This is a genomic window from Stenotrophomonas sp. 2201_Sma, assembly GCF_056486685.1.
Genome location: NZ_CM151329.1, coordinates 3451382 through 3475358, shown reverse-complemented (window position 1 = coordinate 3475358; position 23977 = coordinate 3451382). Strand labels below are relative to the sequence as shown.

Sequence of the window (23977 nt, the reverse complement as noted above, 5' to 3'; positions counted from 1 at the left end):
GGCAACGATCCTGCGGCGCTTTCCCCGGTAGCGCCGGGCCATGCCCGGCGAGCGCAGCGGCGTCCATCCGCCCTAGACACGGTTGCAGCGCCCGATCAGGTAGAATCCGCGCCTTGATCCTGAAGCAGCCAGACGGTAGCACCCATGGGTAGAGGCCCCTCCATCGAAGCCCGCAAGAACGCGTCCGACGCGAAGCGCGGCAAGATTTTCACCAAGATCATCCGCGAGATCGGCGTGGCCGCGCGCGGCGGTGGAGGCGACCCCAACAACAACCCGCGCCTGCGCGTGGCGATGGACAAGGGCCTGGCCGTGAACATGTCCAAGGACGTGATCGAACGTGCGATCAAGAAGGCCACCGGTGAGCTGGAAGGCGTCGACTACGAGGAAGTGCGCTACGAGGGCTATGCGCCCGGCGGTGTGGCGGTGATCGTCGATTGCCTGACCGACAACCGCGTGCGCACCGTGGCCGATGTCCGCCACGCGTTCAGCAAATGCGGCGGCAACATGGGTACCGAGGGCTCGGTGGCCTTCATGTTCAAGCGCCTGGGCGTGCTCAGCTTTGCCCCGGGTGCCGACGAGGAGGCGATCACCGAAGCGGCCATCGAGGCGGGCGCCGATGACATCGTCGTCTATCCGGACGATGGCTCGATCGACGTGGTCACCAGCCCTGACGCATTCAACGCGGTAAAGGAGGCGATGACTGCCGCAGGGCATCTCGCCGACCACGCCGAGATCACCTTCCGCGCCGACAACGACATCAAGGTCGAGGGCGAGGTCGCCCTGCAGGTCCGCAAGCTGCTGGACATGCTTGAAGACCTGGACGACGTGCAGGACGTGTATTCGAACGCCGAACTCGGCGCCGACGCCTACGCCTGAGCCGTCACCGACGGCCTGGGCGCGGGCCGTTGAACGGTCACCGCGGACAGTCATGAGCCCATACGCCTGCCAGCGCTTCCCGTTCCGCCCCGCCAGGAGCGCGGCATGACCCGCATCCTCGGCATCGACCCCGGTTCACAGCGGACCGGGGTGGGCATCATCGATGTCGATGCCGCAGGGCGCGTCATCCACGTCCATCACCAGCCCCTGGTACTGCTGGGCGCCGACGATTTCCCGCAGCGGATGAAGCTGCTGGTGCTGGGTCTGGCCGACCTGTGCCGCGAGTACCAGCCGCAGGAAGTGGCGATTGAGCGCGTGTTCATGGCGCGCAACCCCGATTCGGCGCTGAAGCTGGGCCAGGCCCGCGGCGCAGCCATTTCGGCCGTGGTGCTGCGCGACCTGCCGGTGCACGAATACGCCGCCAGCGAGATCAAGCTGGCCGTGGTCGGCCGTGGTGGCGCGGAAAAGCAACAGGTTCAACACATGGTCGGGCTCATGCTCAACCTGAAAACCAAGCTGCAGGCCGACGCGGCCGACGCGTTGGCGGTAGCGATCACCCACGCCCACGTAAGGGCGACGGCCAACCGCCTGGGGCTCAGCGCCCGCCAGGCGTGGGGTCGCAAATGAGGAGCTGCACGCAATGATCGGTCGACTGCGCGGCATCGTCGCCTACAAGGCGCCGCCGTGGCTGGTGGTGGACGTGAATGGAGTGGGCTACGAACTGGAGGCGCCGATGAGCACCTTCTACGACCTGCCCGAGCTCGGACGCGAGGTCACGCTGTACACCCATTACGCGCAGAAGGAAGACAGCGTCTCGCTGTACGGCTTCCTGCGCGAGGGCGAGCGTCGGCTGTTCCGCGATGTGCAGAAGGTCAGCGGCATCGGCGCGAAGATCGCGCTGGCCGTGCTGTCCGCTGTCAGCGTCGAGGAATTCGCGCGCATGGTGCAGGCGGGCGATATCACCGCACTGACCCGCATCCCGGGCATCGGCAAGAAGACCGCCGAGCGCATGGTGCTGGAGCTGCGCGACCGTGCGGCCCAGTTCGGTGCCGGCGGGGCGCTGCCGACCGGCAGTGGTCCGGCCCCGGCCGACCCGCTGTCCGATGCCACCGTGGCGCTGCAGCAGCTGGGCTACAAGCCGGCCGAAGCGGCCCGCATGGCCCGTGATGCCTTCAACGAAGGCGACGAAGTGGCCACGGTCATCCGCAAGGCCCTGCAGTCGGCGCTGCGCTGAGCCGCGTCCTTTTCCTCCCCCCATCGCCTGAGCTTCGCCAGGAGTCCCATGTCCAGCAGTCAAACCCCGCACGCAGCCGCCCCTGGCGGACACGGTCACGCCCCCCCGGCCGGGGGACTGGCGCTGGTCATCGGTGCGATCGGTGTGGTCTTCGGTGACATCGGTACCAGCCCGCTGTACACCCTGAAGGAGGCGTTCTCGCCGCACTACGGGCTCAACAGCGACCACGACACCGTGCTCGGTGTGCTGTCGCTGGCGTTCTGGGCGCTGAACATCGTGGTCACCCTGAAGTACGTGACCATCATCATGCGCGCCGACAACGATGGCGAGGGCGGCATCATGGCGTTGATGGCGCTGACCCAGCGTACGCTGCGCAACGGCTCACGCTCGGCCTACGTGGTGGGCATCCTGGGCATCTTCGGTGCGTCGCTGTTCTTCGGTGATGGCGTGATCACCCCTGCGATCTCGGTGCTTGGTGCCGTCGAGGGCCTGGAGGTGGCCGCACCGGGCCTGCACGCGTTCATCGTGCCGATCACCGTGGTGGTCCTGCTGATGGTGTTCGCCGCGCAGCGTTTCGGCACAGAGAAGATCGGCAAGGCGTTCGGCCCGATCACCTCGGTGTGGTTCATTTCGCTGGCGGCGATCGGTATCTACAACATCATCGATTCGCCGGAAGTGCTGAAGGCGTTCAACCCGTGGTGGGCGATCCGCTTCTTCATGGAGCACAGCTGGCACGGCATCTTCATCCTTGGCGCCGTGGTGCTGGCGGTCACCGGTGGCGAGGCCCTGTATGCCGACATGGGCCACTTCGGTGCCAAGCCCATCCGCCATGCCTGGTACTTCTTCGTGCTGCCGTGCCTGGTGCTGAACTATCTGGGGCAGGGCGCGCTGGTGCTGAACCACCCCGAAGCGGTGAAGAATCCCTTCTTCGAAGCGGTCCCCGACTGGGCCCTGTATCCGATGATCATCCTGGCCACGATGGCGGCGGTGATCGCCTCCCAGTCGGTGATCACCGGCGCGTTCTCGGTCTCGCGCCAGGCCATGCAGCTCGGCTACATCCCGCGCATGCGCATCAAGCACACTTCGCACGACACCATCGGCCAGATCTACATCCCGGGCATCAACTGGGGCATCGCGGTGATGGTCATCGGCCTGGTGCTCGCCTTCCGCAGCTCGTCGAACCTGGCTGTGGCCTATGGCATCTCGGTCTCGGCCACCATGCTGATCGATACGCTGCTGCTGGCCCTGGTCGCGCGCTCGCTGTGGCCCAAGGCGCGCCATTGGATCCTGCCGCTGTGCGTGGTGTTCTTCATCATCGACGTCGGCTTCGTCATCGCCAATGGCGCCAAGCTGCTGCAGGGCGCCTGGTTCCCGGTCGTGCTGGGCATCTTCCTGTTCACCATGATGCGCACCTGGCGCCGTGGCCGAGAGCTGCTGCGCGACGAGATCCGCAAGGACGGTATCCGCATCGACACCTTCCTGCCGGGCCTGATGCTGGCGCCGCCGGTGCGCGTGCCGGGTACCGCGGTGTTCCTCACCGCTGACCCGACCGTGGCTCCGCATGCACTGATGCACAACCTCAAGCACAACAAGGTGCTGCACGAGCGCAACGTCTTCCTGCATGTGGAAACCCTGCCCATTCCCTATGCGATGGAGGGGCAACGGCTGAAGATCGAATCGGTGGGCGACGAGTTCTACCGGGTCTATGTCCGCTTCGGTTTCATGGAGACGCCGGACGTACCGTTGGCGTTGATGCGCTCCTGCGACCACGGCGGGATCTATTTCGATCCGATGGACACCACCTTCTTCGCCAGCCGCGAGACCATCGTCGCCACCGCCAACCGCGGCATGCCGATCTGGCGCGACAAGCTGTTCGCGCTGATGCATCGCAATGCTGCGCCGGCCACGGGCTTCTTCCGGATTCCGGGCAACCGTCTGGTTGAGTTGGGCGCACAGGTGGAGATTTAATCTCCACCTGCGTTACGTCCCACGATTTGCTGCGCAAACCGTGGGCCCCGCGCGCATTCCACCTTATCCCCCCGCCTATCGGCGCGCCCCCTTGAACAACAAGGGGGCTCCTCTTGCGGAGATGCTGCGTGCCTGAAACTGAGCCCACTCTCCTGCTCTGTTCCATCCACGCATGGCGTGGATCTTCCGTCTCGACCAAGGTCGACACCTACCATCAGATCGCGGCCAACTGTCGAAGGCGGGGTGGGTCCGGTTGCGGGGGCGTGAGCCGCATGGATGCGGCGACCGAGCTTACATGGACGTACTTGCAGCGTCCCCCGCAACCGGACCCACCCCGCCATTCCCCAGGAAGCCCGCTTCGGCTGTTGCTGTTGAGGTTGCCGGCCAGCGGCCGGCACTACCGCGGGTGCCGGGCGCAGCCCGGTCGAAACCGGCGCTTTTGCCGCATAATCAGCACATGACCGACGACCGCATCATCGGCGCCGGCGCCACCCGCGAGGATGACGCCGCCGACGCCAGCATCCGCCCCAAGCGACTGGCCGATTACCTGGGCCAGGCGCCGGTGCGCGAGCAGCTGGAGATCTACATCGAAGCGGCCAAGGCCCGCGGCGACGCGCTCGACCATGTGCTGATCTTCGGTCCGCCGGGGCTGGGCAAGACCACGCTCAGCCACGTCATCGCCAACGAACTGGGGGTGGCGCTGCGGGTGACATCCGGTCCGGTGATCGAAAAGGCCGGTGATCTGGCCGCCCTGTTGACCAACCTGCAGCCACACGACGTACTGTTCGTGGACGAGATCCACCGCCTGTCGCCGGTGGTCGAGGAAGTGCTGTACCCGGCGATGGAGGATTTCCAGATCGACATCATGATCGGCGAGGGCCCTGCGGCCCGCTCGATCAAGATCGACCTGCCACCGTTCACGCTGATCGGGGCCACCACCCGCGCCGGCCTGCTGACCGCGCCGCTGCGCGACCGCTTCGGCATCGTCCAGCGGCTGGAGTTCTACAGTGTCGAGGAGTTGACCCGGATCGTACGCCGCTCGGCCACCATCCTGGGCATCGACTGCACCGCCGACGGCGCAGGGGAGATCGCGCGCCGTGCGCGTGGCACCCCGCGCATCGCCAACCGCCTGCTGCGGCGGGTGCGCGACTACGCCCAGGTGAAGGCGGGTGGCCATATCGACGTGGCGGTCGCCCAGGCGGCCATGCAGATGCTCAAGGTCGACCCGGAGGGTTTCGACGAGCTCGACCGGCGCCTGCTCAGGACCCTGGTGGACTACTTCGACGGCGGCCCGGTCGGCATCGAATCGCTGGCCGCCGCGCTGTCCGAAGAGCGCGGAACGCTGGAAGACGTGGTCGAACCCTACCTGATCCAGCAGGGCTTCCTGGTGCGCACCGCGCGCGGCCGCATGGCCACCCACAAGGCGTACCGGCACATGGGCCTGAAGCCGAAGAACCCGCCGCAGGACCTGTTCGCGGAGGTTCCCGATGTCGGTTGAGCCACTATTCAGTTGGCCGACACGCATTTACTGGGAAGATACGGACGCAGGCGGGGTGGTCTACCACGCCCGCTACGTGGCCTTCATGGAACGGGCCCGGACCGAATGGATGCGCGCGCTGGGCTATGGCCAGGAGCGCATGCGCAGCGAGCACGGCATGGTCTTCGCGGTACGTGCCATGCAGATGGACTTCATCCGGCCGGCGCGGCTGGATGACCTCCTGCAGGTGAGTGCCACGCTGGTCCAGCTGAAGAAGGCCAGCATGGTCTTCGATCAGCGGATCGAGCGCGACGGCGAACTGCTGCTGTCGGCGCAGGTCCGCATCGCCGCACTGGACGCGGCCAGTTTCCGCCCGCGTGGCATGGACGACGCGGTCCTTGCCGTGCTGCAACCCTACCTCCACCCCGAATCCGAACACTGAGGAACAACGGATGATCGCAACGCTCCTGGCCCTGCAGGCCACGGTCACCGAGGCACTGCCGGCTGACGTCAGCAACGCCGCGACCCAGACCCTTGCCCAGGCCACCACCGGCGGCGGCATCAACTACCTCGAACTGATGGCCAAGGCCAGCCTGCCGGTGAAGATCATCGTGCTGCTGCTGCTGGTCGGCTCGTTCGTCAGCTGGGTGATCATTTTCCGCAAGGCCCGCGTGTTCAAGCAGGCCACCCGCGAGGCGGACGAGTTCGAGAACCGCTTCTGGTCCGGCGCCGACCTGGGCAAGCTGTACAGCTCGGCCACCGACCGCAGCCGCAACGTGGGCGGCCTGGAGGCGATCTTCGAGGCGGGCTTCCGCGAGTTCACCCGCCTGCGCGACAAGCGCCGGCTGGATGGCCGTGCGCAGCTGGAAGGCGCGCAACGTGCGATGCGCACCACCTACACCCGCGAAGTCGATCAGCTCGAGCGCAATCTGGAACTGCTGGCCAACATCGGCTCGACCGCGCCTTACGTGGGCCTGGTCGGCACCGTGTTCGGCATCATGGTGACCATGCACGACATGATCAGCAGCGGCGCCCAGGCCGGCATCGCCTCGGTCGCCCCGGGCATCTCCGAAGCGCTGTTCGCCACCGCCATCGGCCTGTTCGTGGCGATCCCGGCGGTGTGGGCCTACAACCGCTTCACCACCCGTGTGGAGCGCATGTCGGTCCGTTTCGAGACCTTCGCCGACGAGTTCAGCTCCATCCTGCAGCGCCAGAGCGCTGGCGACGAGTAAGCGCCTGACCCGGGAGTCCAAGCCATGTCCGCTGCCATCGGTCGCCGCAAGCGCCGCAAGCTGAAATCGGAAATCAACGTCGTTCCCTATATCGACGTCATGCTGGTGCTGCTGATCATCTTCATGGTCACCGCACCGCTGCTCACCCTGAGTTTCGACGTGGACCTGCCGAACTCCAATGCCAAGGCGCTGGAGAGCAAGCAGGATCCGGTGATCGTTTCGGTACGCCAGGACGGCCAGCTGAGCCTGAAGCTGCCCGACGCCAAGGAGCCCACGGCCGTGTCTGCCGAGGAGCTGGAAGGGCGCCTGGCCGGCATCGCCGCACAGGACAAGGGCCTGCGCGTGATCGTCGCCGCCGACCGTGCCGTGGCCTATGAGAAGGTCATCGCGGCGATGGACGTGATCAAGCGCGCGAAAGTGGACAAGGTAGGCCTGGCCACCGATGCACGCTGAGACCCTGCCGCCTCCGCGACAGCAGGAACCGGGCTGGGGCCTGCCCCTGGCGCTGGCCGTGCTGGTGCACCTGCTGGTCGCGCTGGTGTTCATCCTGGCGTGGCTGTGGTCGCCCACGCGCAATACCGATGCCGCTGCCGGTGATCCCTCGGTCGAGGCCAGCCTGGCGCTGTCCGCGTCGGAGGCGGCCGCTGCGCGCCAGGCCCTGCGCCAGTCGGAGAAGCTGGAAGATCTGCCGCCGCCGGTTGCCGAGCCGATTCCGGTGCCCGAGGACACCATTCCACCGCCGCAGCCGATTCCCGAGCCACGTCCGCAGGATGCTCCCACGCCGCAGCAGCAACAGGCGCAGGAGCGTGTCGCCCAGCCCGATACGCAGGACCAGGAGGCGGTGAGCGCACTGGCCATCTCGCAGGAGAAGGCCCGGCAGGAACAGGAAGCCAAGCGCCGCCAGGAGCAGATCGACCTGACCGAGCGCAAGCGCCAGGAAGAAGCCGAGCAGAAGCTGCGCCTGGCCAAGCAGCAGGAAGAAGACGCCAAGAAGAAGCGTGCCGAGCAGGAGCGGCAGGCCGCCGACCAGGCCGAGGCCGAACGGCAGAAGAAGATCGCCGAGATCCGTGCCAGGCGCGAACAGGCGGAGAAGGAAGCCAAGCTGGCCGAGCAGAAGCTGCGCCAGGTCGCCGCCGCACGCAACGCCGCCGGCAGCGCGCCGGCCGGCAACACCGGTGCGGCACAGCCGGCCGCTGGGGGCGGTGGCAACAGCGATGATCTGTCGGCGAAGTACGCTGCCGCGATCCAGGCCAAGGTTCGCAGCGCCTGGACGCGTCCAGACAGTGTGCCGCTGGGCCAGCGCTGCCAGATCACCATCACCCAGATTCCGGGGGGGCAGGTGCTTCAGGCCAAGGTGGGCGCCAACTGCCCCTATGACGAAGCCGGCAGGCGTTCGATCGAGGCCGCAGTGCTCAATGCGCAGCCGTTGCCCTATCGCGGATTCGAATCGGTGTTTGCGCGCACGCTCAACCTGACCTTCACCGCGCAGGATTGATCGGCCGCGCGGGCCGGCCTGCGGGTCGCCCCGTCGCGCGGCAGCCGACCGATACGTTAATGGGGCGTGAGAGGACGGGCTGGAACTGACCCGGAATTCACGTACCCTTGGTTCATGATTGCGAAGCGGTTCACCGCCGCTTTGCTATCCCTCGTTCCGGTTTCCCCCTATTGAGCGCTCCATGAAGAAGATGCCTCGCTGGCTTGCCGTGTTTGCGGCCCTGTTGCTGCCCTTCGCTGCCGTCGCGCAGCAGAGGGGACTGGATATCGACATCATCGGCGGCAACGCGTCCGCGCTGCCGATCACCATCGTGCCGATGCCCTACCAGGGCTCGTCGGCCGCACCGCAGACCGATGTCGCCGGTGTGGTCCGCGCCGACCTGGAACGTTCGGGCCAGTTCCGCACCCTGCCCGAAGCGCAGATCGTTGAAAAGCCCGTCCGTGGCGGCGAGATCCAGTTCGCCACCTGGCGCGCGCTGAAGCAGAACTACATCGTGGTCGGCCGCGTGCTGGATGCTGGTGCCGGTGCCTACCGTGTCGAGTACGAACTGTTCGACGTGCCGAAGGGCGAGCGCCTGCTCGGCCTGGCGATGACCGCCCGCGGCAATGCCATGCGCGACGTCGCCCACCAGATGGCCGATGCCATCTACGAGAAGATCACTGGTGTCCGGGGTGCCTTCTGGACGCGCATCGCCTACGTGACCGCCAGCGGCAAGGGCGACGCCATGCGCTATGCGCTGATGGTGGCCGACTCCGATGGCTACAACCCGCAGACCATTGTGCGTTCGGCCGAGCCGCTGCTGTCGCCGTCGTGGAGCCCGGATGGTGGCAAGCTGGCCTACGTCAGCTTCGAGCGCGGCAACTCGGCCATCTACATCCAGAACATCGCCACCGGTGCCCGTGAGCTGGTCACCAGCTTCCGCGGCATCAACAGCGCGCCTGCGTTCTCGCCGGACGGCCGCAAGCTGGCCCTGACCCTGTCGCGCTCCGGCAACCCGGAAATCTACGTGATGGACCTGGGCAGCAAGCAGCTGACCCAGCTGACCAACCACTTCGCCATCGATACCGAGCCGACCTGGGCACCGGACGGCAGCGCGGTGTACTTCACCTCCGACCGCGGCGGCCGTCCGCAGGTCTACAAGGTCGGTGCCGGCGGCGGCAGCGCCGAGCGCGTGACCTTCCAGGGCAACTACAACGCCAAGCCTTCGGTGTCCTATGACGGCAAGAAGATCGCCGTGGCCCAGGGCTCGGGCAACAGCTACAAGATCGCGATGATGGACAGCTCGCTGGGCTCGCCGCGCTGGAGCACCCTGTCCCCGGGTTCGCTGGATGAATCGCCGAGCTTTGCGCCCAACGCAAGCATGGTGCTGTACGCCGCCCGCGAAGGTGGCCGTGGTGTGTTGTATGCCGTTTCGGCCGATGCGCGGGTTCGCCAGCGCCTGGTTCTGGCCGATGGTGATGTGCGCGAGCCGGCATGGTCCCCATACCGTACCCAGCGCTAAAAGAGTGTTAATATTTTCGCTGTCTTGAACCCCTCATCGGCCTAGGAGCCACAAAGGTATCGCCATGAACAAGTCCACCCGTGTTCTGCTTGTTTCCCTGCTGTCTGTGGCCGTCCTGGCCGGTTGCTCGAAGAAGGTGAAGGAAGAGCCGGCAGCCCCGGTTGACACCGGCACCTCGACCACCACCCCGACCGGTCCGTCGACCTCCGGCCTGTACGGCCCGGGCGACCTGGATACCGATGCCTGCCTGCGCCAGCGCGTTGTCTACTTCGACCTGGACAAGGAAGACGTGAAGCCGGAATTCCAGGCCATCATGGCTTGCCACGCCAAGTACCTGCGTGACCGCCCGTCCTCGCGCATCACCCTGCAGGGCCACACCGACGAGCGTGGTTCGCGCGCGTACAACCAGGCCCTGGGCGAGCGTCGTGGCAACGGCGTCAGCTCGGCGCTGCAGGCCAACGGTGGCTCGGCTTCGCAGCTGACCGTCGTGTCCTACGGTGAAGAGCGTCCGGTCTGCACCGAGTCGAACGAGTCCTGCTGGTCGCAGAACCGTCGCGTCGAAATCGTCTACACCGCGCAGTAATCCATGCGCATTGGCATCAAACTGATGCTGGTCGTTGCGGCAGCCCTCGTGGCTGCCGCACCGGCGCATGCACAGCGACAGAGTCTGGCCGATCGTGTCGGCGCGCTCGAGCAGCAGATGTACAACAACAGTGCCAACCAGGACCTGTTGAACCAGATCAACCAGCTGCGGCAGCAGGTGACCAGCCTGCAGGCCTCGATCGAGCAGTTGCAGCACGACAACGCCCAGCTCAAGCAGTCCGCCCAGGATCAGTACCTGGACCTGGACAGCCGCCTGAACCGGTTGGAAGGGGGCAATGCCCCGGTCCTGCCCCCCGTTCCGGCGAACGCGCCGCAGGCCGCACCGGCCCCGGCCAAACCGGCAGCGGCGGCCACTTCCGAGCGGCCGCCGTCCATCCATGGCGATCCCGGCAGTCTGGCCGCCACGGGTGATGAGCGCACCGCCTACAACGTCGCCTTCGATTCGCTCAAGGCCGGCAAGTACGATGATTCGGCGCAGCTGTTCCTGAGCTTCCTGCAGTTGTATCCGAACGGCGTGTACGCGCCGAATGCACTGTACTGGCTGGGCGAGAGCTACTACGCCACCCGCAATTTCCCGATGGCCGAGACCCAGTTCCGCGAGCTGCTCTCACGCTATCCGACCCATGACAAGGCCGCGGGCGGCCTGCTCAAGGTCGGCCTCTCGCAGTATGGCGAGGGCAAGGTCGATCAGGCCCAGCAGACGCTGGAGACTGTCGTGGCGCAGTACCCCGGTTCGGACGCCGCGCGCACCGCGCAGGACCGCCTGCAGTCGATCCGCCTGGGCCAGCAGATCCGCTGACCGGGCGTACAATACGTGTCCCGTAGCGCCGAGCTCATGCTCGGCTGCTTTCGTTTCCGGATCGGCCAACCCGCCCGGATCCGGTAGCGCCGGGCCATGCCCGGCGGCTCGCGTCACCGGCTGGGCCATGCCCGTTCGGTTGCTGTTGTAGAGCCGAGCCATGCTCGGCTGCTTTCGTTACCGGCCACGGTAGCCCATCCGCCACGTGTCCCACAAAGAAGTTCCCGCCATGACCGCCGTTATCCCGTCCAACGCCGTCGCCACCCCCAGCGACATCGTGCAGTCGCCCCTGCCGCGCCTGAAGATCACCGAGATCTTCACCTCGCTGCAGGGCGAAGCCGATACCGCCGGCTGGCCGACCGTGTTCGTTCGCCTGACCGGCTGCCCGCTGCGCTGCCAGTACTGCGACACCGCCTACGCCTTCCACGGCGGCACCTGGTGGGATATCGACGACATCGTGGCCGAAGTGCTGGCCCAGGGCGTGCGTCACGTCTGCGTGACCGGCGGCGAGCCGCTGGCGCAGAAGCGCTGCCTGGTGCTGCTGCAGAAGCTGTGTGACGCCGGCCTGGACGTCTCGCTGGAAACGTCCGGTGCGCTGGACGTCAGCGCGGTGGACCCGCGCGTATCACGCGTGGTCGACATCAAGACCCCGGGTTCGGCCGAGGTGGCGCGCAACCGCTGGGAGAACCTGCCGCTGCTGACCGCACGCGACCAGATCAAGTTCGTCATCTGCAGCCGCGAGGACTACGACTGGGCCAAGGCCCTGCTGGCCGAGCACGCGCTGGTGAAGCGTTGCACGGTGTTCTTCTCGCCCAGCAAGGGGGAGATCACCGCGCGCCAGCTGGCCGACTGGATTGTTGAAGACCGGCTTCCGGTACGCTTCCAGATGCAGCTGCACAAGATTCTGTGGAACGATGAGCCGGGCCGCTGAGGCCACCCTTGTTTCCTGATGCAACTCCGGCGCGGGACAGCGTGCTGGCTTTCCTCCCCCAACCGGAAGATTTTCCATGAAGAAGGCAGTCGTGCTTCTCTCCGGCGGCATGGATTCAGCCGCCGTCATCGCCATGGCCCAGGAACAGGGCTTTGCCGTGCATGCCCTGAGCGTACGCTATGGCCAGCGCCACACCTCCGAACTGGACGCCGCCGCACGCGTGGCCAAGGCCCAGGGCGTGGTCGCGCACAAGACCGTGGATGTGGACCTGCGCAGCATCGGCGGCTCGGCACTGACCGATGACATCGACGTACCCGAGGCCGGCGGTGCCGGCATTCCGGTCACCTACGTGCCCGCACGCAACACCATCATGCTGTCGCTGGCCCTGGGCTGGGCCGAAGTGCTGGGCGCCAACGACATCTTCTGTGGCGTCAATGCCGTGGATTACTCCGGCTACCCGGACTGCCGCCCCGAGTTCATCGCCGCCTTCCAGACCCTGGCCAACCTGGCGACGAAGTCCGGCGTGGAAGGTGCAGGCATCAAGGTGCACGCGCCGCTGCAGTTCCTGAGCAAGGGCCAGATCGTCAGCGAGGGTGTGCGCCTGGGCGTGGACTTCGGTCTGACCGTGTCCTGCTACAACGCTGATGCCAACGGTGCCGCGTGCGGCCACTGCGATGCCTGCCGCCTGCGTGCACAGGGCTTCGCCGACGCCGGCGTGGCCGACCCGACGCTGTACGCCTGAGGTGATGGGGGCTGATGCCTCAATGGTGGGTGCCAACCTTGGTTGGCACTGTGCGCCGGGCATGGCCCAGCGCTACCGCTGCTGCAACCAACCCGAAGCCTCGATGAAGGCCCGCACCGCTTGCGGATCGGCGTAGTCCAGCTCGATCATCCGCGCGATCCCCGCCTTCTCATCGGCCTGCCGGCGCATGTACTCCTGCGCGATGCGATAGCCGGCGTAGTAGCCCACGTCGCTCACGCCGAACGGATTGCGGGCACTGTTGTACAGCCAGTTGTCCAGGTCATCGCCGTCCATCTCGGCGATGAACCGGGTACGTATCTCCGCCTCGTGCAGCGGGCCGTAGTCATAGAGCGGCAGGGCAGGGCGCCTGCCGCTGATGCGCTCGGCGATGTACTCGGCCACACCCTCGCGTACCGCGTACTGCGCCAGATTGCCGGTGGTCTCGCGTTGCTGGGTGTGCACATACTCATGCAGGTTGTTCTGCGCGTTGTTCGCGCCGGGGCGGCTGTCATAGAAGATGCGCAGGCGGCTGCGCATCGGCTCCGGCAGTTCGCTGACATCCACGCGCTCGTCGCCCAGTGCCATCTCCGCACCGATCAGCACCTGGTCGCTCAGCGTGGTGCCGCCGGTACGCAGCACGCCCACCGCATAGGTGATCGTGGCCGGGCGCAGGGAGGGGTAGAGCGTGCGGAAGGCCATGAGATCCTGTTCCAGCGTCGCGCTGGCACTGCGGGCGTTGGTTGTCAGTGGCCTTACCGAGTTCCAGAACCGCGGCCACGCGCGCATGGCATCGGCATACTCGCGCGCGGTGTAATTGCGGACCTGCATCAGCGCATGCAGGCCGGGACTGCCCGGGTCGACGTAGTGCTGCTGCACGAGCGCCACCCGGCGCTCGGCATCGGGTTCGGCGCGCACCGCATCGTAGGTGGCCCAGAAGCGGGCGATGTCGTCGCTACGCACCGGGGACGCCGCTGCCAGCGCGGCGCCGGGCAACAGCAGTGCGGCGATCAGGGGCAGGCAGCGGCGCATCCAGGCTCTCCAGTGGGGATCAGGGATGGGATGCGCGGTGTGGGCGGAAGGTTTAAGCCGGTTCAAGCCGGCTGCCCGGGCGCTTGATTGCCCGGGCTGCGGGTATGGGGTTTCGCGTCGCGTGGCAAAGTGGGGTAGAATGCCCACCCCCGCCACGCGGCTGGGGCAGTGCACCGGGCCGTTAGCTCAGTCGGTAGAGCAGAAGACTTTTAATCTTTTGGTCGTAGGTTCGAATCCTACACGGCCCACCATGTGCACCAAGGGTTTCAGCCCTTCCCCCGCGCTCCGCAAAATATCCACCGCTCCGCGCGGTGCTTGGCTGCGGCCGCCTGATCGACTATCTCTGATTTCAAATCGAGCGATCGCAATCGCCAATTGGGGTAAGGCGCAAAGACCTGAGCCTTTGCGCCGATGTTCATGTGGGGAACGTTACTCGAAGATCACTTGATCGCCTTGGAAGAACTGGCTCCAAGTATTCACAACCACGCAGCCATCGTTGTTGCAGTACTTTTCCGTACATTGGTACCAGCCACCCCCGAGAGGGCTGCAGGTTGTTTGAAAGCCGGCGGCCTTCGCTTCAGGCACCACACCAATTGTAGACATCGCACCGATCGTGACAGCAATGAAACCGAACAGGATGTTATGGGTCTTCATAATCACTCCTCTAGGTCTTGGCTAGCTCGACATCTACGAGCGGTTCAGAGTCTTTCAGCTCTCCGATTTCCGTGCTATAGGGAAATTCCTACATTGTGGTTTCCCGAACTCGCCTCGCGCGTGTCCACAGAACGCAGGTGATGGTGGCAACAACCATTACGCCGGCCCAACGCCAGCTGCGGCCAGACCAGTACCCAGTTTCATTGCTCCCAGATCACGGCCAGTGGCCGGCCAGACGCGTGGGCCGTTCCGTCCAGATTGCCGCCGCTGCCAGAGGCCGGTTGCGCCAGAGCCAAGTTGAAAAGCGGTGCCGGCTTGCGCAAGGCGCGTTTGGTCCAGCAGCAGCCCAGGAGCGTAGCTCGATTACTTGATGCTCTCGGGGCTGAAGCCGCGCTTGAAGTGATACTCAACCAGCATCCACCCGCTATCGATCCCTGTATGGGCCCAGGTTTCGATGGAGCCATCTGCCTGGCGACTCGTGATCGTGATCGCCTCGCCCTGCCGCCCTGAGACGGGCAGCTCCACGGTTGGGCCGCTGGATGTTCGAGTCAGCGGCTGCGGCTCAATCTGCCTGCGGATAATCGAGATATCTCCCCCAGAGGTGATGGGCGCATGTCCGGGAGACCGTGCCTTGACCCACGCCAGAATGGACGCGGCCTCGACGGAGCCTGCTGGCCAGGTCGTCCGCGATTCCACGGTGGTACGCGCCTTTGCGGGGGCGGCTTGTGCACCGACCAGTGCCGGGCCGACAGACACACTCGTCAACAACGCGATGCCGAAAGCAAGCGACGTCATCTGCATGGGAATTCCTTTCCTTGGACAGCGATCAATGGGTGCGTTCCCCACCTCCTGTGGAGGCTACTTCGCCGTCGCAGCCTTGGCCTCTGCTGCCTCGCGTTCCGCCGCCACGGTGGCAGCCACATTCGCAGCGCGGGCGGCGGCGTTCGCGGCCCGCTCCGCCGTGGCACGATCCGCATCGAACTGCGCCTGTCGTTGGATGCTGTATCTGCGCTCCAGTTCCACTGATGCAGCGAAGCTGTCCGGGTGTTTTACGGCGCAGGCCTGCTGCACCAGTTGCACTGCACGGTCGGACAGCCCGGGCTGGAGGTTAGCGAGCAGGCAGTCGCCATACGGTGCGGATGCGGTTGGGCCTGCGGCCAGTGCTACGACGATCATTGCATTCAACATGTGTACCTCCTTGTAAGTTTGAACATGACGATGGACCGGTCCGGCCCGAGTATGGACCGCTTTGCGGCAGCGGGCTACTCGGCCCGCACATCCCTGCACACCAGTTCCGCCAGGCTGCGGCAGGCGAAGAACAGCCCTTCCACCACTCCGGCGTCCAGATGCCGGTCCGGCGTGGCCATTTCCCGGCAGCGATCGGCGGCGTGCAGCATTTCCGCTACGGTCAGCATGCCGATGGCAGCCCGTTCCACCCGCGACAGGGCAACCCCACGCCCCGGGGAAACGTCGGCCTCAGGCCAGGGCAGACCATCGGCACCTTCACCCGCGCGGATGCGTTTCAGGCAGCCCAGGAAGGTGCTCAGTTCGGGCGATGGGTTGTCGTCGTCATCATCGATGCTGGTGGCGTGTGAAGCATAGTGCGGACGTTCGGTCATCTCGGCTTCCTCGGCTCTTGCGTGGGCGTGCCACCGCGCAGCGCGGGTGGCGGGCGATGCGTGGCTGCAAGCCGGAATGACATCACGCAGTAACCGGCGGGTCCGAAAACCCCCACGCACCGCCCGCCATAACGGCCGACGGATCACCCGCCGGCACCATCCAAAGACGGCGTCGGCCGGTGAGCGCAAACAACAGCGTGAATGTCATTACGAGCTTGCAGGCCCGGTGCCACCCGTTGTCGGTGGCGCTGCATGGTGTTCACGCACGCGCTTGGATTTCAATGAGGATTCTCCGAAGAGAAATGCGGAACCAAGGCGCGCGACGATGGTGGCGCAGGCCCCGCTGGTGCAGCAAGCGACAGTGCGCGACGCAAGTACTCTGGGGCTTGGTCAATCGCGCGGGGAAAATGTCGAGAACTGCCGGTGACGGCGAGTGTGACGTGACGCGGCACGTGGAACGGAGGCGTCACATTTGCATGAGATGGTTGTTTGGTCTGCGAATCATGCTCTCGAAAATCGGTGCATTTGCGACGACCGAGATGTTGGCGTCCGCGCCAGAGCGACGTGTTGTAGAGCCGAGCCATGCTCGGCTGCGGTTCGCGTCAGGGCCAAGCCGAGCGTGGGCTCGGCTCTACAGTGATCCATCCACGCTTGGCGTGGATGTACAGCGACCTCGCGCTATGCTCGGCCTCTTTCCCAGGACGGGTTCTCCCATGCGCCCCATCGTGCTGTCGCTGTTGTTGTCCGCCGTCTCCGCCGCGCCACTGATGGCCGCCGAACCCGCGCCGTCCGCGCAGACAACGCCGGCCGCGCCGCTCGTCATCGGCGAGACCTTCACCGTGCAATCGAAGGCGCTGGGCGAGACCCGCCGCATCAATGTCTACCGCCCGCAGCCGTGGGGCCTGGATCCGAAGGCACCGCTGCCGGTGCTCTACATGCCCGACGGCGGCATCGGCGAGGATTTCCTGCATGTGGCGGGGCTGGTGCAGGTGCTGACCGGTAACGGCAGCATGCGCCCGTTCCTGCTGGTTGGCATCGAGAACACCGAGCGGCGCCGCGACATGACCGGCCCCAGCAAGGACCCGCAGGACCAGAAGATCGCGCCGCGCATCGGCGGTTCGGCGGCCTACCGCACCTTCCTGCGCGATGAACTGATGCCGCAGGTACGCCAGCGCTACCCGACCACCGACGAGCGTGCGTTGATCGGCGAATCGTTGGCCGGCCTGTTCGTGGTTGAAACACTGCTGCAGGAACCGGCGCTGTTCAACAGCTACATCGCGCTCGATCCCAGCCTGTGGTGGAACCGTGGCACCTTGCTGGCCGGCGCAGCCACGCAGCTGCCGGCGGTGACGCAGGCAAAGCCACGCGTATTCCTGGCCAGCAGTGGGCAACCGGAACTGGCCAGTTCCGCGGCGCAGTTGGCCACGCTGCTGCAACACCCGTCGCCGTCGCCGCTGGTGAAGTACCTGCCGCTGCCGGAAGAAACCCACGCCACGATCTATCACCCGGCCGCATTGCAGGCACTGCGCACGCTGTTCCCGGCGCCGCCAGCGGCTTCGCCCTGACCGCACTGGCACCGGCGTGCACCGCATGCAAGGATGCGGCAGCGGCGCCATCCGGTGCGCCGCCCGTAACGGGAGCGTGTGGATGCAGCGTGTGCGTGGATGGAGTGTGGCGGCCTGTCTGGCCGTAAGTGGCTGTGCGATGTCGGTGGCGCCACCGGCGGCGCAGAGTGAGGCAAAGCAAAGCGCGTCTACCGTCGCGCCGGGTGTGGTGCTGCCGGATACCGAGGCGCTGCGCGTGCATGATCCGGTCGGCCGCGATTACCCGGTGTGGGTGGCGTTGCCGGCCGACTACGCCGCACATCCGGAAAAGCGCTATCCGGTGCTGTACGTGACCGACGCGCTGTACAGCTTCCCGCTGGTACGCAGCGTGCGACACATGGTGGGGCAGCGGGGCGTCAACATCGAAGACTTCATCCTGGTGGGGCTGCCGCCGCAGGAGGGGCTGACCTCCAGGCAGAGCCGTTCGCGCGACTACACGCCCAGCGACCCGGCACGTACCGATCCGCGGGACTACAGTGATGACGTCAGCTACGGCGGTGCCGCGCACTATCGCGACTTTCTTGCCGAGCAGGTGCTGCCGATGATCGATGCGCGCTACCGCACCGATCCGGCGCGGCGTGCCTATGCAGGCCATTCCTATGGTGGCCTGTTCGGCGCCTATGTGCTGACCACGCGCCCGGACATGTTCCGTAGCTACATCCTGTCCAGTCCGTCGCTGTGGTTCGATGATCATCACGTGCCGCGCATGCAGGCGGAGGCCAAGGCGCCGACGCAGCCGACCACGGTGGTGCTGTCGGTAGGCAGCTTTGAAACGGTCAAGCCCGAGCCGCGTTATTTCACCCGCAACGACATGCTGCGCGACAACGCCGAATTCGCCGAGCAGCTGCGCAGCAGCGGGCGTTCGTTGAAGGTGGAGAACATGGTGATCGATGACGAGGACCACTTCACGGTCTACCCGGACGTCATCACGCGCGCGCTGCTGAGGGTGTTTCCGGGCACCGGGCCGTACAGCAGCGGTTGACGGCGGAGGTCATCCACGCTGGGCGTGGATGGATGCTTCACGCCGCCTGTGCATCCGGCCCGGTCAATACGCCCACATCCGCGTGGCGGAAGCACAGGCGGATCGCATCGAGCAGCTCGCTCATGTTGTACGGCTTGGGCAGGAAATGGATGCCGTCGCGCAGCTGCGGCAGGACGGCGTGCTGGTCCATGCCCGATGTCACCAGGATCGGCAGCTGGGGATGCAGGCCGCGGACCCGGTTGGCGGCTTCGATGCCGCTGATCGGGCCCAGATTGACGTCGGTGAACAGCAGGTCGAAGCGCTCGCCGGCGGCCAGCAGGCCCAGTGCCGCTTCGGCAGAGCTCACCCCCACCACGTGGCAGGCCTGGCTTTCCAGCGCCATGCGGCTCAGTTCGCGGGTCTCCTCCGCGTCCTCGATCAGCAGGACGCGCGGTTCAACGTGGCGCTTGGACAGCAACATGACGCGACAACTCCGGACAGCGACGGTGAAAAGGCGCGCAAGTATGCGCAATCCGGTAGTGATCCCGGCGTGCACGGCAAGCCACGTGGATGTTACAGACGGCGGCGCCGGCGCATGTCCCAGGCCAGGACCGCGACCGCCAGCAGAGCCGTGCCGATGCGCAGGCTGGTGGCCTGCCAACCGAGCGCCACGGCGTCGTCCAGGCTGAACACGTTCCAGGCCAGGTTCATCGACACGTGCAGCGCCAGGCCGCACCACAGGGTGTTGCCATCCAGGCGGTCCAGCCAGGCGAAGACGAAGCCCCCCAAGGCGATCACTGCGCCGACGAACAGCGCCACCCCACCGCCATCGAAACCGCCGAATCCAAGCCAGTGCACCATGCCGAACAACAGGGCCTGCGGCAGTGCGAGCAAGGGCCACGGGCCGCGCACGATCTTCACCAGCAGAATGAAGCCCAGGCCGCGGAACAGAATCTCTTCGGCCAGCGGGAACAGAACGGCCAGCATCGTCGCATCGAGGGCGGTCAGCGCCGTGTTGGGTCGGCCGAGCACGGCCAGACCCACCCAGCAGGGCAGGCTGGCCAGCAGCACCCGTAGCGGTCCGCGCATCCCGTTGCCGCGCAGGCCGAGGCTTTCGGCCAACCCCATGTGGCGCGGACGCAGCAGCAGGGCCAGCAGCACGGCCACCAGCACCGCCAGGGCGTTGTCGAGCAGGCTGCCGCCATAGGGGATCGGCAGGCCGGGGATGGGCCGCCCCAGCGCCGCCGCGATGTCACGTACGTTCAGCCCCAGGCCCGTTCCCAGCAGGACCAGCAGGATCCGGGCGGCAGTCGGCAGGCGGGACAGGACACTCATCAGCGCATTCCATGCGGGACCAGACCGCAGTGTGCGAGGCGGCGCGATGCAGGGCACGCGCCGGAAGTCCCCCTGCCATCGGTCATGCGTTGCCGGACAGTCATCGCAGAGCAGGTAGAGTCCAGATCAGACCCGACAGGAGCGATGCCGATGCTGTGCCCCGTGTGCAAGACCCAGACCCTGCAGATGGCCGAGCGCCATGGCATCGAGATCGACTACTGCCCGAATTGCCGCGGCGTGTGGCTGGATCGTGGCGAGCTGGACAAGATCATCGAGCGCGCCAATGCCGGTGCGGCGGTGCCGCCACCGCCGCCAGCACAGGCACAACCGGCGGCAGTGCCACCGCCGGTGATGCACCGCGATACCCGCCACCTTGGCCAGCGTCACGACGAAAACCGTGGCCAGCACGGTTACGGCTACAAGAAAAAGAAGAAGGAAAGCTTCCTGTCCGACCTGTTCGATTTCTGACAGGCCCACGGGGCAGCGGCGATCCCGGGGGCGTCAGGCCCGGCGCAGGATGAACTCGCGATCGCGGCTGTCGCCGACGATGAAGTCGTATTCGCCGGCCTTGCTGCAACCGTAGCGCGCGTAGAAGCGCTGTGCGCCGAGGTTCTCCTCCCAGACGCCGACCCACAGGGTGCGGCGCTGCGGCGTATCCAGCCAATGCAGGAACGCCTCCATCAGGCGCGCCCCGTGGCCGCCGTTCTGGTACGCCGCCAGCACATACAGGCGCTTGAGTTCGATGTCGCCGTCGCGGGCGTCGACATGCGGCAGGGTGTTGGCGCCTGCGGCCAGATAGCCAACCACCGCATCGCCATCGAGCAGCAGCCAGACCGCGCTGCGTGGATCGGACAGCTCGATGCGCTGCGGCTGCGTGCTGTAGTGCGCGTGCAGGAACGCATGCAGATCCTGCGGCGGATAGGAGTCGCCCCAGGTTTCGGTGTAGGTGGCGATGGCGATCGCTGAGAGCGCTTCAGCGTCGGCGAAGGTGGCGCGGCGGATCTGCAAGGCCATGATGCAAGCTGCGAAAGAACGTGCCGCAGTGTAGCGGGCCCCGGTCTGAACCGGGGCCCGCTGCTGCACGCATTGTGCCGACTAGAACCACATGCGCACGCCCGCCACCCAGCGCGTGTCGCGCGCGTGGTCGCCGGCATAGTCGGCGGTATCGCCGAAACTGCGCTCATGGGTGATACCGATGTAAGGCGCGAAGCGGCGGCTGAACTCGTAGCGCAGGCGCAGTCCGGCCTCGACCTTGTTCAGGCCGCGCCCGATGCCGTACTCCGGTTCGTCCTTGCTGGCCACGGTGGCCTCCACCAGCGGCTGCAGGATCAGCCGGTTGGTCAGCAGCACGTCGTACTCCACTTCGGCCTTGGCCAGCAGCTGTCCGCCGGAGCCGGCATAGAGTGTGGCCGAACTCTCGAACTTGTACGGCGCCAGGCCCTGGATGCCGATGGCCGCCCAGGTTCGGGAATCGGCGGGGCGGAAGTCCTGGCGGACACCCACCAGCACATCCCACCAGGGCGACACGCTGCGCCCGTACAGTGCTTCCACCGCCGAGGATTCGGTGCGGCCCTCACTGCGCTCGCCATCGGTGCGCAGCCACAGGCGGTTGATGTTGCCGCCGATCCAGCCGGTGGCCTCCCAGGCCTGGCCGTTGCTGTTTTTGCCGTCCCAGTGCTCCAGGCGGTCGATCAGCAGCAGGCTGTTGATTTCCGGCGCATGCTCCATCGCGCCATGGGCGATGGGCGGGAACGCGGCGGCACGATCGGCGTCGGTGGGCACTGGAATGGGCTCGCGCGGCTCGGTCGGCGCGGACGTGCCGTGGCCCATCGTCGAATGATCCATCGTCGAATGATCCATCTTCGAATGATCCATCTTCGAGTGATCCATCGTCGAATGATCCATCTTCGAATGATCCATCTTCGAGTGATCAACCGCGTCTTCGGCAGTGGGCTGCTGGATCTTCGGTGCCGGTGCGGGCGTGGGCCTGTCATGGCCTGCGTGCGACTGTGCGAAGGCAGGCAGTGCGACGCTCAGGGCCATTGCCAGCAGGCTGGGGGAGAAAAGGGAGCGCTTCATTCTTCGATCCTCACTTCGCGCATCATCCCCGCTTCCATGTGGTAGAGCAGGTGGCAGTGATAGGCCCAGCGGCCGAGCGCATCGGCGCGCACGCGGTAGCTGCGGCGGGTCCCGGGCGGCATGTCCACCGTGTGCTTGCGCAGCTGGAAGTTGCCCTGCGCGTCCTCCACGTCGCTCCAGACGCCATGCAGGTGGATCGGATGCTGCATCATCGTGTCGTTGACCAGCACGATGCGCATGCGCTCGCCGTAGTTCAGCCGCAGTGGCTCGGCGCTGGCGAATGGAATGCCGTCGAACGACCAGGAGAACTTCTCCATGTGGCCGGTCAGGTGCAGCTCGATCTCACGGCTGGGCTCGCGGCCATCGGGGTCCTCGAACAGGCTGCGCATCGCGCCGTAGGTCAGCACCTGGCGGCCGTTGTCGCGCAGGCCGATGCCGGGATCGTCCAGCTTGGGATCGGTGGCCGAGCTCTGCATGTCCACCAGCGGATTGTTGCGTTCGCTGGCCGGGTGCTTCGGAGCCGTGCCGGTGGTCGTCGCGCCGCCATGCGCGCCGTGCCCCATGCTGGCGCCGCAGCCGCCTTCCATGCCTTTCATCGCGGCCATGTCATGACCGCCGTGACCGCCGCCCATGTCGTGACCCATATCGCTCATCGTCAGCAGCGGGCGCGGGTCGCGGGCGGGAACCGGCGCCTGCAGGCCGTGGCGCACGGCCAGGGTGCCGGCCGCGTAGCCGGTGCGGCCCATGTCCTGGCAGAAGATGGTGAACGCATCCTGCCCGCTGGGTTCGACCAGCACGTCGTAGGTCTCGGCGGGGGCGATGCGGAACTCATCGATGCTGACCGGATGGATGTACTGGCCATCGGCAGCGACCACGGTCATCTTCAAGCCGGGAATGCGCACGTCGAAGTAGGTCATCGAGGCGCCGTTGATGAAGCGCAGCAGCACCTTCTCGCCAGTGCGGAACAGCCCGGTCCAGTTGCCGGCCGGCGCGGTGCCGTTCATCAGGTAGGTGTACGTATGCGCGTTGATGTCGGAGATGTCGGTGGGTGTCATCCGCATCCGTCCCCACATGCCGCGGTCGGACAGCGCCGCGGACCAGCCATCGCGACGCACATCACGCACGAAGTCGGGCAGGGTGCGCTTGTAGTAGTTGTCGTGCTCGGCGAGCTTCTTCATGCGCCGGAACAGTGCACCCGGGTCCATGTCGGTCCAGTCCGACAGCATGATCACGTGTTCGCGGTCGTGCCGGTACGGGGCCGGCTCGGCCGGGTCGATGATCAGTGCGCCATACAGGCCGGCCTGCTCCTGGAACATCGAATGGCTGTGATACCAGTACGTGCCCGACTGCTTGAGCTGGAAGTGGTAGTGGTAGGTCTCGCCGGGACCGATGCCGTTGAAGCTCAGGCCCGGGACGCCGTCCATGTTGGCCGGCAGCAGGATGCCGTGCCAGTGGATCGAGGTCGGGTGGCGGTCCAGCGTATTGCGTACGAACAGATCCACGGTCTGGCCCTCGCGCCAGCGCAGGATCGGTGCCGGCAGTGAGCCGTTGACGGTGATCGCCGGCCGGGTGCGACCGGTGAAGTTGGCCAGCGATTCGCCGATGGCCAGTTCCAGGCGGGTATCGGTCAGCACGGCCGGTGCGCCGGCCAAGCGCGGGGCGGCACTGGCCGCAGCGAGCGCGCGCTGCGGCACGCCGCCCGCGGCGATGCCGGCAACCACGCCGCCAGCGGCGAGACCCTGAACGAACAGGCGGCGCGACGGCATGGGCAGGGCGCCCGGGCCGGGGGGAATGCGGGTATTCATGGTGGTGACTCCAGACACGGTAGGACGCCGGCA

General features: G+C 66.4%; 27 protein-coding genes and 1 tRNA gene. 18 read left to right on the top strand and 10 right to left on the bottom strand.

What is annotated here, in order from left to right; translation table 11 throughout:
• Positions 1–144 precede the first annotated feature (144 nt).
• The 14 genes from ACZLIF_RS16115 to queC all read left to right on the top strand — a co-directional run bounded on the left by ACZLIF_RS16115 (position 145) and on the right by queC (position 12858).
• The gene (locus tag ACZLIF_RS16115) at positions 145–876 is read left to right on the top strand and encodes a YebC/PmpR family DNA-binding transcriptional regulator (protein WP_053519361.1); all 732 of its coding nucleotides are present in this window, start codon (positions 145–147) and stop codon (positions 874–876) included.
• Positions 877–981: 105 nt separating this feature from the next.
• Entirely contained in the window at positions 982–1503 is a 522-nt protein-coding gene (gene ruvC, locus ACZLIF_RS16110) for a crossover junction endodeoxyribonuclease RuvC (protein ID WP_053519359.1), read from the top strand.
• Between the two features lie 13 nt (positions 1504–1516).
• Positions 1517–2110: a Holliday junction branch migration protein RuvA gene (ruvA, locus tag ACZLIF_RS16105; protein ID WP_053519357.1), complete on the top strand. Its 594-nt coding sequence runs from the start codon at positions 1517–1519 to the stop codon at positions 2108–2110.
• Between the two features lie 48 nt (positions 2111–2158).
• The gene (locus ACZLIF_RS16100; protein WP_053519356.1) at positions 2159–4078 is read left to right on the top strand and encodes a potassium transporter Kup; all 1920 of its coding nucleotides are present in this window, start codon (positions 2159–2161) and stop codon (positions 4076–4078) included.
• 457 nt (positions 4079–4535) lie between these two features.
• Entirely contained in the window at positions 4536–5576 is a 1041-nt protein-coding gene (gene ruvB, locus ACZLIF_RS16095) for a Holliday junction branch migration DNA helicase RuvB (RefSeq protein WP_065174760.1), read from the top strand.
• Positions 5566–5997 (top strand): tol-pal system-associated acyl-CoA thioesterase, encoded by a 432-nt coding sequence (ybgC, locus tag ACZLIF_RS16090; RefSeq protein WP_053520250.1) that lies wholly within the window; start codon positions 5566–5568, stop codon positions 5995–5997. Before ruvB ends, ybgC begins: the two co-directional genes overlap by 11 nt.
• A 10-nt stretch (positions 5998–6007) precedes the next feature.
• Positions 6008–6787, top strand: a complete 780-nt coding sequence (gene tolQ, locus ACZLIF_RS16085) for a protein TolQ (protein ID WP_053520249.1) — start codon at positions 6008–6010, stop codon at positions 6785–6787.
• 24 nt (positions 6788–6811) lie between these two features.
• The gene (tolR, locus tag ACZLIF_RS16080; protein ID WP_053520248.1) at positions 6812–7240 is read left to right on the top strand and encodes a protein TolR; all 429 of its coding nucleotides are present in this window, start codon (positions 6812–6814) and stop codon (positions 7238–7240) included.
• Positions 7230–8282, top strand: coding sequence for a cell envelope integrity protein TolA (gene tolA / locus ACZLIF_RS16075; protein ID WP_053520247.1), 1053 nt, complete (start codon positions 7230–7232; stop codon positions 8280–8282). Before tolR ends, tolA begins: the two co-directional genes overlap by 11 nt.
• Positions 8283–8463: 181 nt before the next feature.
• Positions 8464–9783: a Tol-Pal system beta propeller repeat protein TolB gene (gene tolB, locus ACZLIF_RS16070; protein ID WP_053520246.1), complete on the top strand. Its 1320-nt coding sequence runs from the start codon at positions 8464–8466 to the stop codon at positions 9781–9783.
• Between the two features lie 64 nt (positions 9784–9847).
• The gene (pal, locus tag ACZLIF_RS16065; RefSeq protein ID WP_005418510.1) at positions 9848–10366 is read left to right on the top strand and encodes a peptidoglycan-associated lipoprotein Pal; all 519 of its coding nucleotides are present in this window, start codon (positions 9848–9850) and stop codon (positions 10364–10366) included.
• A gap of 3 nt (positions 10367–10369) precedes the next feature.
• A complete protein-coding gene (ybgF, locus tag ACZLIF_RS16060; RefSeq protein ID WP_053520245.1) occupies positions 10370–11185 on the top strand; it encodes a tol-pal system protein YbgF in 816 nt (271 codons plus the stop codon).
• A 229-nt stretch (positions 11186–11414) separates the two neighbouring features.
• Entirely contained in the window at positions 11415–12116 is a 702-nt protein-coding gene (gene queE / locus ACZLIF_RS16055) for a 7-carboxy-7-deazaguanine synthase QueE (protein ID WP_065174763.1), read from the top strand.
• A 76-nt stretch (positions 12117–12192) separates the two neighbouring features.
• Positions 12193–12858 (top strand): 7-cyano-7-deazaguanine synthase QueC, encoded by a 666-nt coding sequence (gene queC / locus ACZLIF_RS16050; protein WP_053520243.1) that lies wholly within the window; start codon positions 12193–12195, stop codon positions 12856–12858.
• Positions 12859–12930: 72 nt separating this feature from the next.
• Here the strand turns inward: queC and ACZLIF_RS16045 are convergent, their stop codons facing one another.
• On the bottom strand, positions 12931–13887 hold the full coding sequence (locus ACZLIF_RS16045; protein WP_128990223.1) for a DUF2268 domain-containing putative Zn-dependent protease: 957 nt from the start codon (positions 13885–13887) through the stop codon (positions 12931–12933).
• Positions 13888–14062: 175 nt separating this feature from the next.
• Between ACZLIF_RS16045 and ACZLIF_RS16040 the strand changes: the two genes are divergently transcribed.
• A tRNA-Lys gene (locus ACZLIF_RS16040) sits at positions 14063–14138 on the top strand.
• 178 nt (positions 14139–14316) lie between these two features.
• Here ACZLIF_RS16040 and ACZLIF_RS16035 read toward each other — a convergent pair.
• The 4 genes from ACZLIF_RS16035 to ACZLIF_RS16020 all read right to left on the bottom strand — a co-directional run bounded on the left by ACZLIF_RS16035 (position 14317) and on the right by ACZLIF_RS16020 (position 16160).
• A complete protein-coding gene (locus ACZLIF_RS16035; RefSeq protein WP_128990225.1) occupies positions 14317–14541 on the bottom strand; it encodes a hypothetical protein in 225 nt (74 codons plus the stop codon).
• A 363-nt stretch (positions 14542–14904) separates the two neighbouring features.
• Positions 14905–15342, bottom strand: a complete 438-nt coding sequence (locus tag ACZLIF_RS16030; protein ID WP_128990227.1) for a hypothetical protein — start codon at positions 15340–15342, stop codon at positions 14905–14907.
• Positions 15343–15399: 57 nt separating this feature from the next.
• Entirely contained in the window at positions 15400–15729 is a 330-nt protein-coding gene (locus ACZLIF_RS16025) for a hypothetical protein (RefSeq protein ID WP_128990229.1), read from the bottom strand.
• A gap of 74 nt (positions 15730–15803) precedes the next feature.
• The gene (locus tag ACZLIF_RS16020) at positions 15804–16160 is read right to left on the bottom strand and encodes a hypothetical protein (RefSeq protein WP_053520167.1); all 357 of its coding nucleotides are present in this window, start codon (positions 16158–16160) and stop codon (positions 15804–15806) included.
• Between the two features lie 713 nt (positions 16161–16873).
• Between ACZLIF_RS16020 and ACZLIF_RS16015 the strand changes: the two genes are divergently transcribed.
• Entirely contained in the window at positions 16874–17725 is an 852-nt protein-coding gene (locus ACZLIF_RS16015; protein WP_128990231.1) for an alpha/beta hydrolase, read from the top strand.
• Between the two features lie 82 nt (positions 17726–17807).
• A complete protein-coding gene (locus tag ACZLIF_RS16010) occupies positions 17808–18746 on the top strand; it encodes an alpha/beta hydrolase (RefSeq protein WP_128990233.1) in 939 nt (312 codons plus the stop codon).
• Positions 18747–18783: 37 nt separating this feature from the next.
• On the opposite strand, the gene ACZLIF_RS16005 is transcribed toward ACZLIF_RS16010, so the two are convergent.
• Together ACZLIF_RS16005 and ACZLIF_RS16000 are read right to left on the bottom strand one after the other, a co-directional pair.
• Complete coding sequence (locus tag ACZLIF_RS16005) at positions 18784–19206, bottom strand: response regulator (protein WP_065174769.1); 423 nt, start codon at positions 19204–19206, stop codon at positions 18784–18786.
• Positions 19207–19298: 92 nt separating this feature from the next.
• Positions 19299–20060 (bottom strand): CPBP family glutamic-type intramembrane protease, encoded by a 762-nt coding sequence (locus ACZLIF_RS16000; protein WP_128990235.1) that lies wholly within the window; start codon positions 20058–20060, stop codon positions 19299–19301.
• Positions 20061–20210: 150 nt separating this feature from the next.
• Here ACZLIF_RS16000 and ACZLIF_RS15995 point away from each other — a divergent pair, with 150 nt between their 5' ends.
• Positions 20211–20528, top strand: coding sequence for a TFIIB-type zinc ribbon-containing protein (locus tag ACZLIF_RS15995; protein WP_053520162.1), 318 nt, complete (start codon positions 20211–20213; stop codon positions 20526–20528).
• Positions 20529–20561: 33 nt separating this feature from the next.
• Here the strand turns inward: ACZLIF_RS15995 and ACZLIF_RS15990 are convergent, their stop codons facing one another.
• The 3 genes from ACZLIF_RS15990 to ACZLIF_RS15980 form a co-directional block, all read right to left on the bottom strand.
• Positions 20562–21074 (bottom strand): GNAT family N-acetyltransferase, encoded by a 513-nt coding sequence (locus ACZLIF_RS15990; RefSeq protein WP_128990237.1) that lies wholly within the window; start codon positions 21072–21074, stop codon positions 20562–20564.
• Between the two features lie 81 nt (positions 21075–21155).
• Positions 21156–22139, bottom strand: coding sequence for a copper resistance protein B (locus ACZLIF_RS15985; RefSeq protein ID WP_128990239.1), 984 nt, complete (start codon positions 22137–22139; stop codon positions 21156–21158).
• On the bottom strand, positions 22136–23944 hold the full coding sequence (locus tag ACZLIF_RS15980) for a copper resistance system multicopper oxidase (protein ID WP_128990241.1): 1809 nt from the start codon (positions 23942–23944) through the stop codon (positions 22136–22138). The genes ACZLIF_RS15985 and ACZLIF_RS15980 overlap by 4 nt, the downstream gene beginning before the upstream one ends.
• Positions 23945–23977 lie beyond the last annotated feature (33 nt).

Excerpts from the sequence above, each read along its gene's own strand:
- ACZLIF_RS16115 (WP_053519361.1), top strand. The coding sequence starts at position 145 with ATGGGTAGAGGCCCCTCCATCGAAGCCCGCAAGAACGCGTCCGACGCG.
- ruvC (WP_053519359.1), top strand. The coding sequence starts at position 982 with ATGACCCGCATCCTCGGCATCGACCCCGGTTCACAGCGGACCGGGGTG.
- ruvA (WP_053519357.1), top strand. The coding sequence starts at position 1,517 with ATGATCGGTCGACTGCGCGGCATCGTCGCCTACAAGGCGCCGCCGTGG.
- ACZLIF_RS16100 (WP_053519356.1), top strand. The coding sequence starts at position 2,159 with ATGTCCAGCAGTCAAACCCCGCACGCAGCCGCCCCTGGCGGACACGGT.
- ruvB (WP_065174760.1), top strand. The coding sequence starts at position 4,536 with ATGACCGACGACCGCATCATCGGCGCCGGCGCCACCCGCGAGGATGAC.
- ybgC (WP_053520250.1), top strand. The coding sequence starts at position 5,566 with ATGTCGGTTGAGCCACTATTCAGTTGGCCGACACGCATTTACTGGGAA.
- tolQ (WP_053520249.1), top strand. The coding sequence starts at position 6,008 with ATGATCGCAACGCTCCTGGCCCTGCAGGCCACGGTCACCGAGGCACTG.
- tolR (WP_053520248.1), top strand. The coding sequence starts at position 6,812 with ATGTCCGCTGCCATCGGTCGCCGCAAGCGCCGCAAGCTGAAATCGGAA.
- tolA (WP_053520247.1), top strand. The coding sequence starts at position 7,230 with ATGCACGCTGAGACCCTGCCGCCTCCGCGACAGCAGGAACCGGGCTGG.
- tolB (WP_053520246.1), top strand. The coding sequence starts at position 8,464 with ATGAAGAAGATGCCTCGCTGGCTTGCCGTGTTTGCGGCCCTGTTGCTG.
- pal (WP_005418510.1), top strand. The coding sequence starts at position 9,848 with ATGAACAAGTCCACCCGTGTTCTGCTTGTTTCCCTGCTGTCTGTGGCC.
- ybgF (WP_053520245.1), top strand. The coding sequence starts at position 10,370 with ATGCGCATTGGCATCAAACTGATGCTGGTCGTTGCGGCAGCCCTCGTG.
- queE (WP_065174763.1), top strand. The coding sequence starts at position 11,415 with ATGACCGCCGTTATCCCGTCCAACGCCGTCGCCACCCCCAGCGACATC.
- queC (WP_053520243.1), top strand. The coding sequence starts at position 12,193 with ATGAAGAAGGCAGTCGTGCTTCTCTCCGGCGGCATGGATTCAGCCGCC.
- ACZLIF_RS16045 (WP_128990223.1), bottom strand. The coding sequence starts at position 13,887 with ATGCGCCGCTGCCTGCCCCTGATCGCCGCACTGCTGTTGCCCGGCGCC.
- ACZLIF_RS16035 (WP_128990225.1), bottom strand. The coding sequence starts at position 14,541 with ATGAAGACCCATAACATCCTGTTCGGTTTCATTGCTGTCACGATCGGT.
- ACZLIF_RS16030 (WP_128990227.1), bottom strand. The coding sequence starts at position 15,342 with ATGCAGATGACGTCGCTTGCTTTCGGCATCGCGTTGTTGACGAGTGTG.
- ACZLIF_RS16025 (WP_128990229.1), bottom strand. The coding sequence starts at position 15,729 with ATGTTGAATGCAATGATCGTCGTAGCACTGGCCGCAGGCCCAACCGCA.
- ACZLIF_RS16020 (WP_053520167.1), bottom strand. The coding sequence starts at position 16,160 with ATGACCGAACGTCCGCACTATGCTTCACACGCCACCAGCATCGATGAT.
- ACZLIF_RS16015 (WP_128990231.1), top strand. The coding sequence starts at position 16,874 with ATGCGCCCCATCGTGCTGTCGCTGTTGTTGTCCGCCGTCTCCGCCGCG.
- ACZLIF_RS16010 (WP_128990233.1), top strand. The coding sequence starts at position 17,808 with ATGCAGCGTGTGCGTGGATGGAGTGTGGCGGCCTGTCTGGCCGTAAGT.
- ACZLIF_RS16005 (WP_065174769.1), bottom strand. The coding sequence starts at position 19,206 with ATGTTGCTGTCCAAGCGCCACGTTGAACCGCGCGTCCTGCTGATCGAG.
- ACZLIF_RS16000 (WP_128990235.1), bottom strand. The coding sequence starts at position 20,060 with ATGAGTGTCCTGTCCCGCCTGCCGACTGCCGCCCGGATCCTGCTGGTC.
- ACZLIF_RS15995 (WP_053520162.1), top strand. The coding sequence starts at position 20,211 with ATGCTGTGCCCCGTGTGCAAGACCCAGACCCTGCAGATGGCCGAGCGC.
- ACZLIF_RS15990 (WP_128990237.1), bottom strand. The coding sequence starts at position 21,074 with ATGGCCTTGCAGATCCGCCGCGCCACCTTCGCCGACGCTGAAGCGCTC.
- ACZLIF_RS15985 (WP_128990239.1), bottom strand. The coding sequence starts at position 22,139 with ATGAAGCGCTCCCTTTTCTCCCCCAGCCTGCTGGCAATGGCCCTGAGC.
- ACZLIF_RS15980 (WP_128990241.1), bottom strand. The coding sequence starts at position 23,944 with ATGAATACCCGCATTCCCCCCGGCCCGGGCGCCCTGCCCATGCCGTCG.